The following is a 14,678-nucleotide window of genomic DNA, read 5'->3' on the forward strand; positions in this document are numbered from 1 at the left end:
AATTGTATCCTAACCCAGCAAAAGCAGGAGGTAGTTTCTATATTGATGGCATTACAGAAGCAACAGTTTTAGTTTACAATGTTGTAGGACAAACTATTCCGGTAACGGTAATGAGTCAAGGAAACGCTATTCAAGTAACACCAAGTGCTAGTTTAAGTAATGGTGTGTATTTAGTAAGCATTACTACACAAGGCATAACCAAACAAGTAAAATGGATTGTAGAATAATAATACGAAGCAAAATGAAAAATACAGCAAAAATAATATACAGTATCGCTTTGGTTTTAGTTACTTTAACACTGCAAGCACAAGAACCTTTTCAAGATGACACTCAAGACGTTCCGGTGGATGATTATTTACCATTACTTTTTATAACAGCAATAGGAATAGCATATTGGCTAATTCATAAAAGAAAACTGGTTAAATAAATAACAAAAACCGTCTCAATATGAGGCGGTTTTTTTATTTTATTTGGTAAAAAGGTATAGGGTATACGCTAAAAAAAAATTATTTTAACTTCGTTATTCCAATTTATATAAATCTTCAAATCTCCAAATTGTTAAATTGATTCATCACCCAATACCCATCATTAATGTATATCGAGTGTATGCAGAGTGTATGCAGAGTGTATATCGAGTGTATGCTAGAAGTATACAAAGAGTATGTTAGAGGTATTTCAAAACTAATGAATTGCTATGATAGTAAAAGATAGAAAATTATATTGTGTAATAGAAATATGTTCCATTAATTAAAAAAAAACTTCAATAAATTATTTAAATAAACACATTTTTTTTACATTCGTACCTTATTTATTTATATCATGAAATTAGTATCGAAATCATTTTTTGTTTTTATCTTGTTGAATTCTAGTTTGCTTTTAGCTCAGTTTAATGTGAATAACATGTCGCTTGAAGCAGGATATGGCTATACAGGAGCAATAGAGCCTTATTATAAGGGTTTTAAATCTAACTTTTCGGGTATGAATCACTTTAATGTGGGAGTTCGTTACATGTTTACTGAGAAAATAGGTGCAAAAGTTTCTTATAAATTTGATCATTTCGTGAATGATCCAGGTGGAAAGGTAGGAATTACATACAATACAATTTCTGTTTCTGGTATCTATAATATTGGGAAACAATTGGGCTTAACCTATTTAACCAGAGATCGTTTAGGAGTAAATGCGCACGTTGACGCAGGAGTTGCTTTCGCTTATATGATAGGAAAAAATGAATATGAAAAAGTAGGTGTAATTGGTATAGGAATCACGCCGATGTATAACATTTCTAATAAATTTGCACTAACGGCCGATTTTACTCATAATATCACCATGAAGCAGCACTATGGTTTCGATGGATTATTATTAGATCCAGAATACAAACCACAATCAGGAAGTTTTTATAACTTTTCTTTTGGAATCATCTTTTATTTAGGTGAAAACAGATACCACTCCGATTGGTATTAACAGTTTTTTAAAAAATAAATACATTCCGATGACCCTACTAAATACTTTTTTAATCGAAGATAATGTCAAAATCATTCAAAGTTTTGAAACCTTTGGTATGGAAAATTCATCGATTTTTTCAATTGTAGGTAAAGCAAAATCTTTACGAGATGGACTGAAAGACATCAGTATAATCAAACCTAATTTAATTATAATTAGCGCAACCAAGGAAAATTACAAAGTTTTTGAAACATTAAACAATATCGATTTCTTAGAAGCTAAATTTATTTTCATAGGTTCAAACGAAAAAGAAGCATACCAAGCATTTAAATGTAATGCAGTTGACTTTATGTTAAAACCAATCAATTTTGATGCATTTTCTGAATCATTATCTAAAGTTATGCATCATTTTGAAAGAGATTTGGCTTATTTGCAAGTCTTGAACGGTGCTAACAACGATTGGTTAACAAATTCAACTAAAGACTTTTTCATTGTTTCTTCATTAGATAAAATAGAAATAATAAAATTTGTTGAAGTGCTGTATTGTAAAGCGGATGGAAAATACACCGAATTTTTTCTGCAAAATGGGGATAAAGTTTTATCTTCCAAAAACATAGGGGAATACCAAAATATTTTTCCAAAAGCTAGTTTTTTTAGAATTCACAATTCTTGTTTAGTCAACGTGCATCAAATTCTACGAATCAATAAAAAAGATGGTTTGTATTGTGAATTTAAAAACGGCGTAGATCTTCCTGTTGCGAAACGAAAAGAAAAAGAATTTTTGAAATACTTAAGAGTTAATTAGTCTTTTTTTAATACGTTTTTTAGCAGCCAATAGATCTGCAACACCATAAAAGGCCAAACAATTTCTAGATGTATTTTATTGATCATGTAAACCAAATAAACTGCTAAACAGCCTAAAATTAATTTACCCACTAGTTTTGTTTTTGTTTTTTGCTCCTTAAAAGAATACCAAGCATAAAACAAAAGTAAAGGATTGAATAACAAGATGTTGTAATTCCATAGCAGTTCATCGTGTAACGAATATAATCCTACCAAAGAGAAAAAGAGTCCTAACAAACCAGCCAATGTAAAGTATATGATTGGAATCCATTTTTTTCCTAAAAGTGCCAATACTAAAAGCACTCCAATTAATGAATAGATAGAATTCAACCAATTGAACGGAACCGATGTTGGTCGAGCTTTTAATATCGTTTCATTCGATTTTTCAATTTGCTTTCCATTAACTCTAGTTTTTGAAAGTGCTGTTTTAAATTCGTAAGGCAAAAATAAACGACTTGCAGGTTGGTCTACTTTTGTTCCAAAAATAATTTGAATACCTAATTTCATATAAAAATTAGACATATAAGGATATAATAGTTCTCTATACGATTGATTTGAAGTAGTTGCTTTTATGGATTGGTTTCCAAGTGTATTATTTATTTTATCAACTACCATAGTTGTGCAATTTCGGTCAATAAATTTATAGGTGTAAAATCGTTCATTACTGTAAACAGAAGCGTTTAGTTGTTCAAATAATTGCTTTACTTGAATAGGACTTATTGCTAATTCTTGTTCAATAATTTCCCTATTTTCTGCCTGATAATTATAATAAAAATCAATATAACTTTCGTTGGTAATAAAATACTGTAAATCACCTTTAACAAATCGTCCAATGAAATTAGGGGTGCTAAAATCAAAAGCACCGTAGTTATATACCACATCTAAACCTAGAGCGACATCTTGAATACGAATAGCCGTATGACCATACATAGCATAAGATTCGGGGCCAGTTCCGCACGTTAATATACTAACTTTTGCTTGTTCAGAAAGCGATACAGTTTGTGAAAAAGTTGCTGTTGATAAGAAGAAAATTAGTATGTAGCGTATTTTGTTTTTCATTATTTGATATTAAATTTTATTTATAAGCTGAAACAAGTTCAGCTTGACAATCCATCACCCATCACCCATCATCCATCACCAACCATTCATTATCTAAACAATTCCCAATCTACTTTGAGAGAGAAAATATTAGAATATAGAGCGGCACTTTGGTCGCCTAAATCGGTTAGTGCATAATCAACTTGAATGCCTTTGTATTTAAATCCTAAGCCAATATTGGGTTGGAAACTCACTTTTTTTGAATTGTCAATTTGTGTTATTTGTTGAAAATTACCTACACCACCACGAAGATAAACCAAATCTAAATAGCCAAATTCAAGTCCTAAAGCAGGGTCGATACTTACTGTGCTGGTCGAAATAATGTCGTTCGTTTGTGCAAATTGCATGTTCAAATTAGTAGCAGCTAAAAGGCTATAATCATAGCGAATAATCCATTTTTTGGACAAACCCAATTGTGCTTTGGGTAGGGTAATTTCGCTTGTTTCGGGTAATTCCTGATTTTCGCCTGGAATAGCATCTGCTATAGCTTGATATTTTTCTTTGTCTATGGTCCAAGTATTATAAGTAGTGGTAATATCGCGAATCATTAATCCAAATTTCCAATCTTCATCATCGCTTATGTATTGAATACCTAAGTCAAACCCAAATCCCCATGAATTGGCAAAATCCCCTATAACTCTTCGAATTACTTTAGCATTTACGCCATAGTTTAACCCATCGATCGGTAAACTCCGAGCATAAGAAACAGTCAAGCCATAATCGGCAGTTGAAAACAATGAGATACGGTTATAATCGATAGTACCTTCGCTATCTATTAATTGAGTCGTGTTTAAAATGTCATCCACCCCAAAACGAATTAATGAAATACCTACGGCACTTTGATCATCAATTGGCATTGCAAAACCAGCATAATCAAATTGTGCAATGTTCGCAAAATAATTGGCATGCATCAAAGAAAATTGTTTATCTTCAATATGTAATAAACCAGCTGGATTCCAATACCCCGAATTTACATCATGTGTATGCGAAACTACCGCATTAGACATTCCTAAGGCAGCAGCATCAACTCCAATATTCATAAATTCATTCGAATATTTACGAACAGTTTGAGAGTAGCTATTACTTATTAAACAAAAGAAAATAAGGAAAAAGGTCTTTTTCAACGCCAATTTTTTTACAAAGATGAAATAAATTTCTTAATTACTAAACTCTAAATGTATTAAGTTATTGTATTACATTTGCGTAAAATATTTTTAGTTATTTTTGAGTTGACCAAATACTTATTCTCATATGCAAATTAAAAAACACATTCCAAACGCAATTACCTTATTAAACCTTGCTAGTGGTTTATTAGCTATTATTGCTATATTTAAAGGCTATTATGACGAAGCTTTTCTGTTTGTTTGTTTGGGTATTTTCTTTGACTTTTGGGACGGTTTTTTTGCTCGTAAGTTTAAAGTTTCTGGTGAACTAGGTTTGCAATTAGATTCATTAGCCGATGTAGTAACAAGCGGAGTAGTTCCGGGCTTAATGATTTTTAAATTGTTACAAGATATTCAGGAAGACGACACTTCTGTATATTATTTGACGGAAGACTTTTATTACATGGGATTTGTCCCTTATTTGGGTTTCATTATTACCTTAGCATCTGCTTATCGATTGGCTAAGTTTAATATCGATACCCGCCAAACCGATTCATTTATTGGTTTGCCAACGCCTGCAAATGCTTTGTTTATTATGAGTATTCCAATGATTCAATTTGCTGGAACACATGAATGGTTAGTTAATGCACTTTTTAACCCTTTTGTTTTGTTAGCAATAATTTTGCTTAGCGCTTATATGTTAAATGCTGAAATTCCTTTATTTTCTTTAAAAATTAAAAACTTTAGTTGGGAAAAAAATAAAATGCAAGTGTTATTTTTAACAATAGCTGCTTCTTTGTTATTGATTTTAGGTTTCACAGCCTTGCCAATTATAATTTTACTCTATGTTGTGTTATCAGTTTTAAACAATATGGTTTTGGCTAAAAAATAATGGCGCATCCAGTTAAAAGAAGACGAATTATTAAAAAAAGAAAATCGCGTTTTTTTGGAAAGTGGTTTAAAGCTGTATTTTCTTTTTTTCTAATATTAATTGTTGTCATTAGTGTTTTTAAATTTCGAGATGGTTTCATGTATTATCTCGGATTTAAAACCGACAAATATGCCAATGAACTATCTGCTGACGAACGAAAATTAGCCGATATTAGAATCTATGAAGTATTACACAAACACGACAGTAAAGCTATAGGATTTGATGTTTCGGAATACCAAGGTGAAATCAATTGGGAACAAACCTATCATATTGAAGAAGCTTTTGAATTGTCTTATGTTTTTATAAGAGCCACTGCCGGAGAAAATAGAATAGATTCACGTTTTGAAGAAAATTGGAAAGGTGCAAAAGCACGGCAATTAATTCGTGGTGCTTATCATTATTATCGACCTAATGAAAATTCGTTGGTACAAGCTGACAATTTCATTAAAAATGTTACGCTTCAAAAAGGAGATTTGCCACCTGTTTTAGACATCGAAAAATTACCTAAAACACAGTCAATTGTTCGTTTGAAAGTTGGTTTACGCAATTGGCTATCTGTAGTTGAAAAACACTATGGAGTGAAACCAATTATCTATTCAGGTGAAAGTTATTACAAAGATTTTTTAAAAGAAGAGTTTTCGGAATATCCGCTTTGGATTGCCAATTATAATTTTTGGCGCAATGATTTAGAATCAGATTGGCAGTTTTGGCAATTCACCGAAAAAGCAAAAATAGAGGGGATTGATGCAATGGTAGATCTAAATATTTTTAATGGCGATAAAAACGACTTATTAAAAATAGGTTTGAAAAAATAGTATTTATGGTTTTTTAAACCAAAGTAAAACTAAGATAGCACTAAAAAGTATCCCGAAAGCTAGAATTGATTTCCAATTCGCAAAGTTTATTGTCCAGCCCATCCAAGCAATACGTTTAGGCGGAAATAATCGATTGTCTTCTTTGTTGAAATAAAAGCTACCCCATTTCCAATTGTTTGGGTCTTTATGCCATTTTTCTAAAGTTTCTTTGCTAGGCTTTTTCATGGATTACTATTCTATATCCACTTTTGGTGCATTGAAGTCAATTTTCGTTTTGCGTAATTCAAAATTCTGACCTAAATAAACTCTACGAACCATTTCGTCTTCCACTAATTCTTCTGGTTTTCCTGCTTTTAAGATTCCTCCTTCAAACATTAAGTAGGTTTTGTCTGTAATGGCTAACGTTTCTTGCACATTGTGGTCGGTAATTAAAATTCCGATGTTCTTATTTTTTAATTGGGCAACAATGCGTTGAATATCTTCTACCGCTACTGGGTCAACTCCTGCAAAGGGTTCGTCTAATAAAATAAATTTGGGATCTGTTGCCAACGCACGTGCAATTTCAGTACGACGACGCTCACCACCAGATAATAAATCGCCACGATTAGTTCGAATATGTTCCAAAGAAAATTCAGCAATTAATTCTTCCATTTTAGCAATTTGTGCTTCTTTGGAAAGTGAAGTCAATTGCAAAACACTTAGAATATTATCTTCAATACTTAGTTTTCTAAAAACAGAAGCTTCTTGTGCTAAATAGCCAATTCCGTTTTGTGCACGTTTGTACATCGGAAAATTGGTAATATTCATATCATCAAGATAAATATTTCCACTGTTTGGCTTCACTAAACCCACAATCATATAGAACGAAGTAGTTTTTCCGGCACCATTAGGCCCTAATAAACCTACAATTTCTCCTTGATTTACTTCAACGGAAATTCCTTTTACTACGCTTCTTTTCTTATAAGTTTTAACTAAATTTTCTGCTCTTAATTTCATGATTCTAATTTGAAAATTTGAAGATTTGAAAATGAGTCAATGCTCAAAACCAACCTACGATAATATCAATAAACAAATAAAGTAAAAATAATCAATAGAATAAATGAATTAACAAAGAATTACATTTTCAAATTGATTAATTTTCAAATGGACTAATTATTTTCCAGCGCTTCCCAAAACTCATAAGCGCGTCTCAAATGTGGAATTACGATAGTTCCGCCCACTAGAGTAGCAATACCCATAGCTTCCATCATTTCCTCTTTGTTAACACCATTTTTATATGCGGTTTCCAAATGATATTTAATACAATCATCGCAACGCAAAACCGCCGAAGCTACTAAACCCAGGAGTTCTTTTGTTTTTACATCCAAAACACCCTCCATATAGGCATTGGTATCAACATTGAAAATTCGTTTGATGACTTTATTGTTATCGGCTAGTAATTTTTCGTTCATTTTTGAACGATAATCGTTGAATTCTTTTACTAAATCTGACATATTTAGGTATTTAATTTTTCTTTTTCTTTGTTTTTAAGTACGGCAGCACTGATAAAAATACTTATTTCATACAATACCAATAAAGGGATAGAAACTATAATTTGGCTCACAACATCAGGTGGTGTTACAATAGCAGCAACTATCAATATTAATACAATTGCGTATTTTCTGTATTTTCTTAAGAAACTCGGAGTTACTAATCCTACTTTAGATAAAAAATAAATAATGATTGGCATTTCAAAAATTAATCCGCTTGCAATCACCGATGTTTTTATCATACTAATGTAGGACTGAATGTTGATATCGTTTTTAATTTCTGGACTCACGGTAAAAGTAGCAAAGAAATTAATCGACATAGGTATGATAATGAAGTACCCAAATAAAACCCCTAGGAAAAATAATAAAGAAGCAATAGATACAAATGCTTTGGCATATTTCCGTTCTTTTTCATACAAAGCCGGACTTATGAAGTTCCACAACAACCAAAGCATATAAGGGAAAGCTATAATAAATCCTGCAGTTATACAAGTCCAGATTAATAAAGAAACTTGACCTTCAATAGCAGTATTTTGAATATTAAAAGGCAATTCGGTAACACAAAATGATTCTGAAAGATCTAACTGGGTAGAAAATTCACAAAAAAGGCGATAGGAAATAAAATTGATATTCTTTGGACCAAAAATAATTTCATTAAATATAAAATCACTAAAAAAGAAAGCAACAGTTGCGCAAATTAAAATGGCAGCTGAGCTTCTCACTAATAACCAACGAAGTTCTTCAAGATGATCTAAAAAAGACATCTCACCCAAATTCTTTTTTGCCATTATACAATTCCTTCTTTTAAAATATCATGTAAATGTAAGATACCTTTATATTCCTTATCATCAATTACAACTAATTGAGTGATGGCATTATTTTCCAAGACATCTAAAGCCTCTGAAACTAATAAAGATGAGCTAATATGTTTCGGATTTTTGGTCATAATATCTCTTGCGGTTAAATCAGAAAAAGTATCACGATTATTCAGCATTCTTCGAATATCCCCATCTGTTATAATACCAATAACTTGATTGTTTTCAATTACAGCAGCTACTCCCAAACGTTTTTCAGAAATTTCCATAATCACTTTTTTAATGGAAGCATCAGGAGTAACCATAGGTTTGTGTGTTGTATCTAGCATGTCTCTAACGCGAAGCAATAATTTTTTTCCTAAAGCACCACCCGGATGATAGATTGCAAAATCTTCACTTTTAAAGTTTCTTAATTCCATTAAACAAACGGCTAAAGCATCTCCAAGTACTAATTGTGCAGTGGTACTGTTAGTAGGTGCTAAATTGTTCGGACAAGCTTCACTTTCTACATATGCATGCAAAATATAATGTGATTCTCTACCTAAAAACGAATTTTTATCGGCAGTCATGCCTATTAAGATGTTGCCAAATCGTTTTAAAAGAGGCGCCAATACTTTAATCTCTGGACTATTGCCACTTTTTGATATACATATAATAATGTCTTCGGGCAATACCATACCTAAATCACCATGAACTGCTTCTGCAGCATGTAAAAACAAAGAAGGGGTTCCTGTAGAATTTAAGGTAGCTACTATCTTTTGAGCAATTAAAGCGCTTTTCCCAATACCTGTTACTACCAATCTGCCTTTGGTATTATATATTTCGGTCACACTTTTTGCAAAGTCTTCATCTAAATAATTGACAAGGTTTTCGATGCTTTTACTTTCTGATAAAAGCGTCTTTTTTGCAGTAGCTAAAATGGTTTCAATTGTACTCAAAATAGATATATTAAAAAATTTGTATGTGTTAAAGAAAATCGTATCTTTATGTTTGCAAATTTAGGTAAAATCATATTAATACAGAATGAATCCACACGAAATTGATTTACATAAAGAATTAAAGAAATATTTTGGCTTTAATCAATTCAAAGGTCTTCAAGAACAGGTAGTTAAAAGTATCATTACGGGGAATAATACTTTTGTTATTATGCCTACTGGTGGCGGAAAATCACTTTGCTATCAGTTGCCTGCATTAGTATTAGAAGGAACTGCTATAGTTGTATCTCCGCTTATTGCGTTAATGAAAAATCAAGTCGATGCTATTCGAAGTTTAAGTTCAGTGACAGGAATTGCACATGTTTTAAACTCTTCTTTAAATAAAACAGAGGTAAATCAAGTAAAAAAAGACATTACTTCTGGTGTAACTAAATTGCTTTATGTAGCTCCAGAATCATTAACAAAAGAGGAATATTTACAATTTTTAAACGAAGTTAAAATTTCCTTTGTTGCTATTGATGAAGCGCATTGTATTTCAGAATGGGGACATGATTTTAGACCTGAATATAGAAATTTACGAAATATTGTTCGTCAATTAGGTGATGTGCCGATGATTGGCTTAACAGCAACGGCTACTCCAAAAGTGCAAGAGGATATCTTAAAAAACTTAGACATGCCCGATGCTAATACTTTCAAGGCATCATTCAATAGACCTAATTTATATTACGAAGTACGCACCAAAACAAAAAATATAGAATCAGATATCATTCGATTCATCAAACAATACAAAGGAAAATCTGGAGTTATTTATTGTTTAAGTCGTAAAAAAGTGGAAGAAATTGCACATGTTTTACAAGTAAATGGTATTAGTTCGGTGCCTTATCATGCGGGATTAGATGCTAAGACACGAGCAAGACATCAAGATATGTTTTTGATGGAAGATGTGGAGGTCGTGGTGGCAACTATTGCCTTTGGTATGGGAATTGACAAACCAGACGTTCGTTTTGTTATTCATCATGATATTCCTAAGTCTTTAGAAAGTTATTATCAAGAAACAGGTCGTGCCGGACGAGATGGTGGTGAAGGTCATTGTTTAGCTTACTATTCTTATAAAGACATCGAAAAACTAGAAAAATTCCTTTCGGGAAAACCAGTAGCAGAACAAGAAATTGGATTTGCCTTGTTGCAAGAGGTAGTGGCTTATGCAGAAACTTCTATTTCGCGACGTAAGTTTTTACTTCATTATTTTGGTGAAGAATTTGATGATGTTGATGGCGAAGGTGCTGATATGGATGATAATGTGCGCAATCCAAAAACAAAAGTTGAAGCTCAAAATCAAGTTGTTACTTTATTAAAAGTAGTTCGAGATACAAAACAATTGTTCAAGTCAAAAGAAGTTATATTTGCTTTAGTAGGTAAAATCAATGCGATTATTAAAGCACAAAAAATAGATACCCATTCCTATTTTGCCAGTGGAGTAAAATTTGATGAAAAATATTGGATGGCGTTAATTCGTCAAGTATTAGTAGATGGATTATTATCAAAAGATATCGAAACTTACGGTGTTATAAAATTAACACCTAAGGGAGAAGATTTTATCAAAAATCCATCTTCATTCATGATGTCAGAAGATCATGAATACAATGAAGAGGAAGATGAGGCAATTGTAACGGCTGCAAAATCATCTGGAACAGCTGACGAGGTTTTAATGAGCATGTTGCGCGATTTACGTAAAAAAGTAGCTAAAAAACTTGCAATTCCGCCATTTGTAGTGTTTCAAGACCCTTCGTTAGAAGATATGGCATTGAAATATCCAATATCAATCGACGAACTTAGCAATATGCATGGGGTAGGAGAAGGAAAAGCTAAAAAGTATGGTAAAGAATTTGTTGAATTAATTGCACAATATGTAAGAGATAATGATATTATTCGTCCAGATGACTTGGTTGTAAAATCAACAGGTGCAAATTCTGGCCTGAAATTGTATATCATTCAAAATGTCGATAGAAAATTAGCATTAGACGATATTGCAAAAGCGAAAGGTTTAGATATAGACGGTTTGTTGAAAGAAATGGAACAAATTGTTTATTCGGGAACCAAGTTGAATATTAGGTATTGGATTGATGATATTTTAGATGAAGATCAGCAAGAAGAAATTCACGATTATTTTATGGATTCAGAATCGGATAATATTAAAGATGCCTTGAAAGAATTTGATGGCGATTATGATATCGAGGAATTGCGTTTGATGCGCATTAAATTTATCAGCGAAGTGGCAAATTAAAATTAGTCAAAAGTTTAAAGTCTTAAAGTCGAAAGTCATAAAGTAACGTCTGAATTTACTTTAGACTAAATAAACTTCTCCTCGATGAGGTTTTAAAACATCTCTAAACTTAATCATATCGTTTTCTTCGACTACCATAAAAGCAATAGCGTGCATTTCGTTGATAACGTCAAATCCTGTTTTTTCTAAAATTATTTTTTCGTTTTCTAAATATTCATTGAGATGAATAATATGGTGTTCTGCCGTTTTTGCAGAAGCTTCTCCTCTAAAATCCCAAATTAATTTTATTTTTCGCATGACATAAGTTTCTAGAATACAAAGTTACGAAGTCAGCGTTCAAATTACTATTTTTGCAAAATTATATTTCTAAATACATCAGAATAGCTGATCATCCGAAAATCAAAATTATGCCACGCGAATTTCAATTTCAAGTTTCACCTGAAGTAGCTGCAAACGAAAGTTTGTTAGAGCAACACGTTGCTAAGTTATTTCAGGTCAGTCCAAAAGAAATTCAAAAAGTAGTGGTTCTAAAACGTTCTATTGATGCCCGTCAAAAAGCCATTAAAATAAACATTAAAGCAACTGTTTTTTTAGTTGGTGAAACATATACCGAACAAAAAATAGAATTACCCGATTATCCAAATGTAGCGAATAAACAAGAAGTAATTGTAATTGGTGCCGGACCTGCTGGATTATTTGCGGCTTTGCAATTAATCGAATTAGGTTTAAAACCCATTGTTTTAGAACGAGGAAAAGATGTGCGTGGACGTCGTCGCGATTTAAAAGCAATAAATGTAGATGGTATTGTAAATGAAGATTCCAATTATTGTTTTGGCGAAGGCGGCGCAGGAACCTATTCTGATGGAAAATTATATACTCGTTCTAAAAAACGTGGTGATGTAGATCGAATTTTAGCACTTTTAGTTGGTTTTGGGGCAACTCCTGAAATTATGGTAGAGGCACATCCGCACATTGGAACCAATAAATTACCGCAGATCATTCAAGACATTAGAGAAAAAATCATCGCTTGTGGCGGACAAGTGTTGTTTGAAACCCGAGTGACCGATTTTGTGGTTAAAAACAACGAAATGCAAGGTGTTGTTCTTCAAAGTGGCGCTATCATTTCTGCCAATAAAGTAATTTTAGCTACAGGACATTCGGCTCGTGATATTTTCGAATTATTACATAAAAAGAACATTTTAATCGAAGCCAAACCTTTTGCGTTAGGTGTTCGGGCAGAACATCCACAAGAGTTAATTGACCAAATCCAATATTCGTGCGATTTTAGAGGCGATTATTTACCGCCAGCTCCCTATTCGATTGTAAAACAAGTCAATGGACGCGGGATGTATTCGTTTTGTATGTGTCCAGGTGGGGTAATTGCGCCTTGTGCCACTGCTCCGGGCGAAGTAGTTACAAACGGTTGGTCGCCTTCAAAACGAGATCAAGCCACTGCAAACTCTGGAATTGTAGTAGAATTAAAATTGGAAGATTTTAAACCCTATGAAAAATTTGGACCCTTAGCGGGAATGGAATTTCAAAAAGCCATTGAGCAAAACGCTTGGCATTTGGCGGGTTCAACCCAAAAAGTTCCTGCACAACGCATGGTTGATTTTACACAAAATAAAGTTTCATCAGATATTCCAAAAACATCCTATGTTCCGGGAACTACTTCAGTAGAAATGGGGCAGGTGTTTCCAGGTTTTTTATCGCAAATCATGCGAGAAGGTTTTATGCAATTTGGAAAAGCTATGCGGGGTTACATGACCAATGAAGCCATTTTACATGCGCCAGAAAGCAGAACTTCTTCACCAGTGCGTATTCCAAGAGATAATTTTTCATTGGAACATCTTCAAATCAAAGGTTTGTATCCTTGTGGCGAAGGAGCTGGGTATGCCGGTGGTATTATTTCGGCTGCAATTGATGGTGAAAAATGTGCCTTGAAAATTGCTGAAAGTTTGGTTTAATAAAAAAATCACAGCTTTCACTGTGATTTAGTATATATATTGATCAAAAATTATATTTTTTTAACTCTAACGGCATTCATTCCTTTAGCCCCTTTTTCTAATTCATATGTAACTAAATTTCCTTCTTTTACATCGTCTAAAAGCCCACTAATGTGGACAAAATATTTTTCACCCGTTTCAATTTCTTTGATAAAACCAAAACCTTTAGATTCGTTGAAAAAATCAATAGTTCCTCTACGGTCAACAGGTGCTTCTTCAGCTGCAGTTCTTCTAGAAGTGTTTATTTCAATGCTTTCAACATCAACTATGATTTTTTTAGAAGGATCGGGTGGTGTATTGGTCAAGTGACCGTTTTCATCTACATATACATAGATATCTTCACCAGATAATTTAGGATTTGCTTTTCGGGCCTCCTTTTTTTCTTGCTTTTCTTTCTTCTTCTTTGCTCTAAGTTTCTCTTGTTCCTTTTTATTAAAAGTTTCTTGTGGTCTAGCCATTAAATGTAAATCGTAATTAAAATTAATATTATTTTAAATGTATAAGGATAAAAACACACAAGCGAAAAAAAAGTATAACCTACTTTGAGTCAAAGTTTTGCAAGATGAAATAATTATCTTTATAAGACCACAAAAGTAGTTAAAATAACTGATACTTTATTGGTTTTACATTTTCTTTTTGGTTTTAATTCAAATAATATACTAATATTCAACAGAAGTTAAACTTTTCACAATCGACAAAATCACTAGTATATCGTATCTTTTTTCGTATTTTTGACAAGCTTATACAATACCATGAAAGAAGAACAAGTAATATTGGTTAACGAAAAAGATGAGCCTATTGGGCTGATGAACAAAATGGAAGCGCATGAAAAAGCAGTTTTGCATAGAGCGTTTTCAGTCTTTGTTTTGAATGATAAAA

General features: G+C 32.5%; 17 protein-coding genes and 1 pseudogene. 9 read left to right on the forward strand and 9 right to left on the reverse strand.

Going from position 1 to position 14,678, the window contains the following annotated elements; all coding sequences use genetic code 11:
- The 4 genes from ACIQZC_RS04795 to ACIQZC_RS04810 form a co-directional block, all read left to right on the forward strand.
- Positions 1 to 227, forward strand: a 227-nt coding sequence (locus ACIQZC_RS04795) for a T9SS type A sorting domain-containing protein (RefSeq protein ID WP_396138101.1), incomplete at its 5' end; no start/stop codon positions are given.
- Entirely contained in the window at positions 212 to 427 is a 216-nt protein-coding gene (locus ACIQZC_RS04800; protein WP_396138102.1) for a hypothetical protein, read from the forward strand. The genes ACIQZC_RS04795 and ACIQZC_RS04800, both read left to right, overlap by 16 nt.
- 392 nt (positions 428 to 819) lie before the next feature.
- Entirely contained in the window at positions 820 to 1,461 is a 642-nt protein-coding gene (locus ACIQZC_RS04805; RefSeq protein WP_396138103.1) for a hypothetical protein, read from the forward strand.
- A gap of 28 nt (positions 1,462 to 1,489) precedes the next feature.
- Positions 1,490 to 2,245 carry a LytR/AlgR family response regulator transcription factor gene (locus ACIQZC_RS04810; RefSeq protein ID WP_396138104.1) on the forward strand — a complete coding sequence of 252 codons (756 nt, stop codon included), beginning with the start codon at positions 1,490 to 1,492 and terminating at the stop codon, positions 2,243 to 2,245.
- On the opposite strand, the gene ACIQZC_RS04815 is transcribed toward ACIQZC_RS04810, so the two are convergent.
- Together ACIQZC_RS04815 and ACIQZC_RS04820 are read right to left on the reverse strand one after the other, a co-directional pair.
- Positions 2,242 to 3,342, reverse strand: a complete 1,101-nt coding sequence (locus ACIQZC_RS04815; RefSeq protein ID WP_396138105.1) for a DUF4105 domain-containing protein — start codon at positions 3,340 to 3,342, stop codon at positions 2,242 to 2,244. The genes ACIQZC_RS04810 and ACIQZC_RS04815 overlap by 4 nt on opposite strands.
- 89 nt (positions 3,343 to 3,431) lie before the next feature.
- On the reverse strand, positions 3,432 to 4,421 hold the full coding sequence (locus ACIQZC_RS04820) for a PorV/PorQ family protein (RefSeq protein WP_396138106.1): 990 nt from the start codon (positions 4,419 to 4,421) through the stop codon (positions 3,432 to 3,434).
- A 211-nt stretch (positions 4,422 to 4,632) separates the two neighbouring features.
- Here ACIQZC_RS04820 and ACIQZC_RS04825 point away from each other — a divergent pair, with 211 nt between their 5' ends.
- Together ACIQZC_RS04825 and ACIQZC_RS04830 are read left to right on the forward strand one after the other, a co-directional pair.
- Complete coding sequence (locus ACIQZC_RS04825; RefSeq protein WP_396138107.1) at positions 4,633 to 5,376, forward strand: CDP-alcohol phosphatidyltransferase family protein; 744 nt, start codon at positions 4,633 to 4,635, stop codon at positions 5,374 to 5,376.
- Positions 5,376 to 6,230: a glycoside hydrolase family 25 protein gene (locus ACIQZC_RS04830; RefSeq protein WP_396138108.1), complete on the forward strand. Its 855-nt coding sequence runs from the start codon at positions 5,376 to 5,378 to the stop codon at positions 6,228 to 6,230. The genes ACIQZC_RS04825 and ACIQZC_RS04830 overlap by 1 nt, the downstream gene beginning before the upstream one ends.
- A gap of 3 nt (positions 6,231 to 6,233) precedes the next feature.
- Here ACIQZC_RS04830 and ACIQZC_RS04835 read toward each other — a convergent pair whose 3' ends face one another.
- The 5 genes from ACIQZC_RS04835 to ACIQZC_RS04855 form a co-directional block, all read right to left on the reverse strand.
- Positions 6,234 to 6,455 carry a DUF5808 domain-containing protein gene (locus tag ACIQZC_RS04835; protein WP_396138109.1) on the reverse strand — a complete coding sequence of 74 codons (222 nt, stop codon included), beginning with the start codon at positions 6,453 to 6,455 and terminating at the stop codon, positions 6,234 to 6,236.
- A 6-nt stretch (positions 6,456 to 6,461) separates the two neighbouring features.
- Entirely contained in the window at positions 6,462 to 7,226 is a 765-nt protein-coding gene (gene lptB / locus ACIQZC_RS04840) for an LPS export ABC transporter ATP-binding protein (protein WP_396138110.1), read from the reverse strand.
- Positions 7,227 to 7,378: 152 nt separating this feature from the next.
- Entirely contained in the window at positions 7,379 to 7,723 is a 345-nt protein-coding gene (locus tag ACIQZC_RS04845; protein ID WP_396138111.1) for a carboxymuconolactone decarboxylase family protein, read from the reverse strand.
- Between the two features lie 2 nt (positions 7,724 to 7,725).
- The gene (gene tatC / locus ACIQZC_RS04850; protein WP_396138112.1) at positions 7,726 to 8,547 is read right to left on the reverse strand and encodes a twin-arginine translocase subunit TatC; all 822 of its coding nucleotides are present in this window, start codon (positions 8,545 to 8,547) and stop codon (positions 7,726 to 7,728) included.
- Positions 8,547 to 9,512 (reverse strand): SIS domain-containing protein, encoded by a 966-nt coding sequence (locus ACIQZC_RS04855; protein WP_396138113.1) that lies wholly within the window; start codon positions 9,510 to 9,512, stop codon positions 8,547 to 8,549. Before ACIQZC_RS04855 ends, tatC begins: the two co-directional genes overlap by 1 nt.
- A gap of 85 nt (positions 9,513 to 9,597) precedes the next feature.
- Here ACIQZC_RS04855 and recQ point away from each other — a divergent pair, with 85 nt between their 5' ends.
- Positions 9,598 to 11,793, forward strand: coding sequence for a DNA helicase RecQ (gene recQ, locus ACIQZC_RS04860; RefSeq protein WP_396138114.1), 2,196 nt, complete (start codon positions 9,598 to 9,600; stop codon positions 11,791 to 11,793).
- A gap of 60 nt (positions 11,794 to 11,853) precedes the next feature.
- Here recQ and ACIQZC_RS04865 read toward each other — a convergent pair whose 3' ends face one another.
- Positions 11,854 to 12,090: a hypothetical protein gene (locus ACIQZC_RS04865; RefSeq protein ID WP_396138115.1), complete on the reverse strand. Its 237-nt coding sequence runs from the start codon at positions 12,088 to 12,090 to the stop codon at positions 11,854 to 11,856.
- 110 nt (positions 12,091 to 12,200) lie between these two features.
- On the opposite strand from ACIQZC_RS04865, the gene ACIQZC_RS04870 reads away from it, so the two are divergent.
- Positions 12,201 to 13,760 carry an FAD-dependent protein gene (locus ACIQZC_RS04870; RefSeq protein ID WP_396138116.1) on the forward strand — a complete coding sequence of 520 codons (1,560 nt, stop codon included), beginning with the start codon at positions 12,201 to 12,203 and terminating at the stop codon, positions 13,758 to 13,760.
- Positions 13,761 to 13,810: 50 nt separating this feature from the next.
- On the opposite strand, the gene ACIQZC_RS04875 is transcribed toward ACIQZC_RS04870, so the two are convergent.
- On the reverse strand, positions 13,811 to 14,257 hold the full coding sequence (locus ACIQZC_RS04875; RefSeq protein WP_264548059.1) for a cold shock domain-containing protein: 447 nt from the start codon (positions 14,255 to 14,257) through the stop codon (positions 13,811 to 13,813).
- A gap of 294 nt (positions 14,258 to 14,551) precedes the next feature.
- Between ACIQZC_RS04875 and ACIQZC_RS04880 the strand changes: the two are divergent.
- Positions 14,552 to 14,678 (forward strand): annotated as a pseudogene (locus tag ACIQZC_RS04880) (isopentenyl-diphosphate delta-isomerase); the annotation flags it as partial.

It is taken from the genome of Flavobacterium sp. (assembly GCF_044338735.1).
In the GTDB taxonomy this organism is placed as follows: Bacteria; Bacteroidota; Bacteroidia; order Flavobacteriales; family Flavobacteriaceae; genus Flavobacterium.

What these genes read in the sequence shown, in the direction of transcription:
- ACIQZC_RS04800 (WP_396138102.1), top strand. Translation starts at nt 212, where the DNA reads ATGGATTGTAGAATAATAATACGAAGCAAAATGAAAAATACAGCAAAA.
- ACIQZC_RS04805 (WP_396138103.1), top strand. Translation starts at nt 820, where the DNA reads ATGAAATTAGTATCGAAATCATTTTTTGTTTTTATCTTGTTGAATTCT.
- ACIQZC_RS04810 (WP_396138104.1), top strand. Translation starts at nt 1,490, where the DNA reads ATGACCCTACTAAATACTTTTTTAATCGAAGATAATGTCAAAATCATT.
- ACIQZC_RS04815 (WP_396138105.1), bottom strand. Translation starts at nt 3,342, where the DNA reads ATGAAAAACAAAATACGCTACATACTAATTTTCTTCTTATCAACAGCA.
- ACIQZC_RS04820 (WP_396138106.1), bottom strand. Translation starts at nt 4,421, where the DNA reads ATGAATATTGGAGTTGATGCTGCTGCCTTAGGAATGTCTAATGCGGTA.
- ACIQZC_RS04825 (WP_396138107.1), top strand. Translation starts at nt 4,633, where the DNA reads ATGCAAATTAAAAAACACATTCCAAACGCAATTACCTTATTAAACCTT.
- ACIQZC_RS04830 (WP_396138108.1), top strand. Translation starts at nt 5,376, where the DNA reads ATGGCGCATCCAGTTAAAAGAAGACGAATTATTAAAAAAAGAAAATCG.
- ACIQZC_RS04835 (WP_396138109.1), bottom strand. Translation starts at nt 6,455, where the DNA reads ATGAAAAAGCCTAGCAAAGAAACTTTAGAAAAATGGCATAAAGACCCA.
- lptB (WP_396138110.1), bottom strand. Translation starts at nt 7,226, where the DNA reads ATGAAATTAAGAGCAGAAAATTTAGTTAAAACTTATAAGAAAAGAAGC.
- ACIQZC_RS04845 (WP_396138111.1), bottom strand. Translation starts at nt 7,723, where the DNA reads ATGTCAGATTTAGTAAAAGAATTCAACGATTATCGTTCAAAAATGAAC.
- tatC (WP_396138112.1), bottom strand. Translation starts at nt 8,547, where the DNA reads ATGGCAAAAAAGAATTTGGGTGAGATGTCTTTTTTAGATCATCTTGAA.
- recQ (WP_396138114.1), top strand. Translation starts at nt 9,598, where the DNA reads ATGAATCCACACGAAATTGATTTACATAAAGAATTAAAGAAATATTTT.
- ACIQZC_RS04865 (WP_396138115.1), bottom strand. Translation starts at nt 12,090, where the DNA reads ATGCGAAAAATAAAATTAATTTGGGATTTTAGAGGAGAAGCTTCTGCA.
- ACIQZC_RS04870 (WP_396138116.1), top strand. Translation starts at nt 12,201, where the DNA reads ATGCCACGCGAATTTCAATTTCAAGTTTCACCTGAAGTAGCTGCAAAC.
- ACIQZC_RS04875 (WP_264548059.1), bottom strand. Translation starts at nt 14,257, where the DNA reads ATGGCTAGACCACAAGAAACTTTTAATAAAAAGGAACAAGAGAAACTT.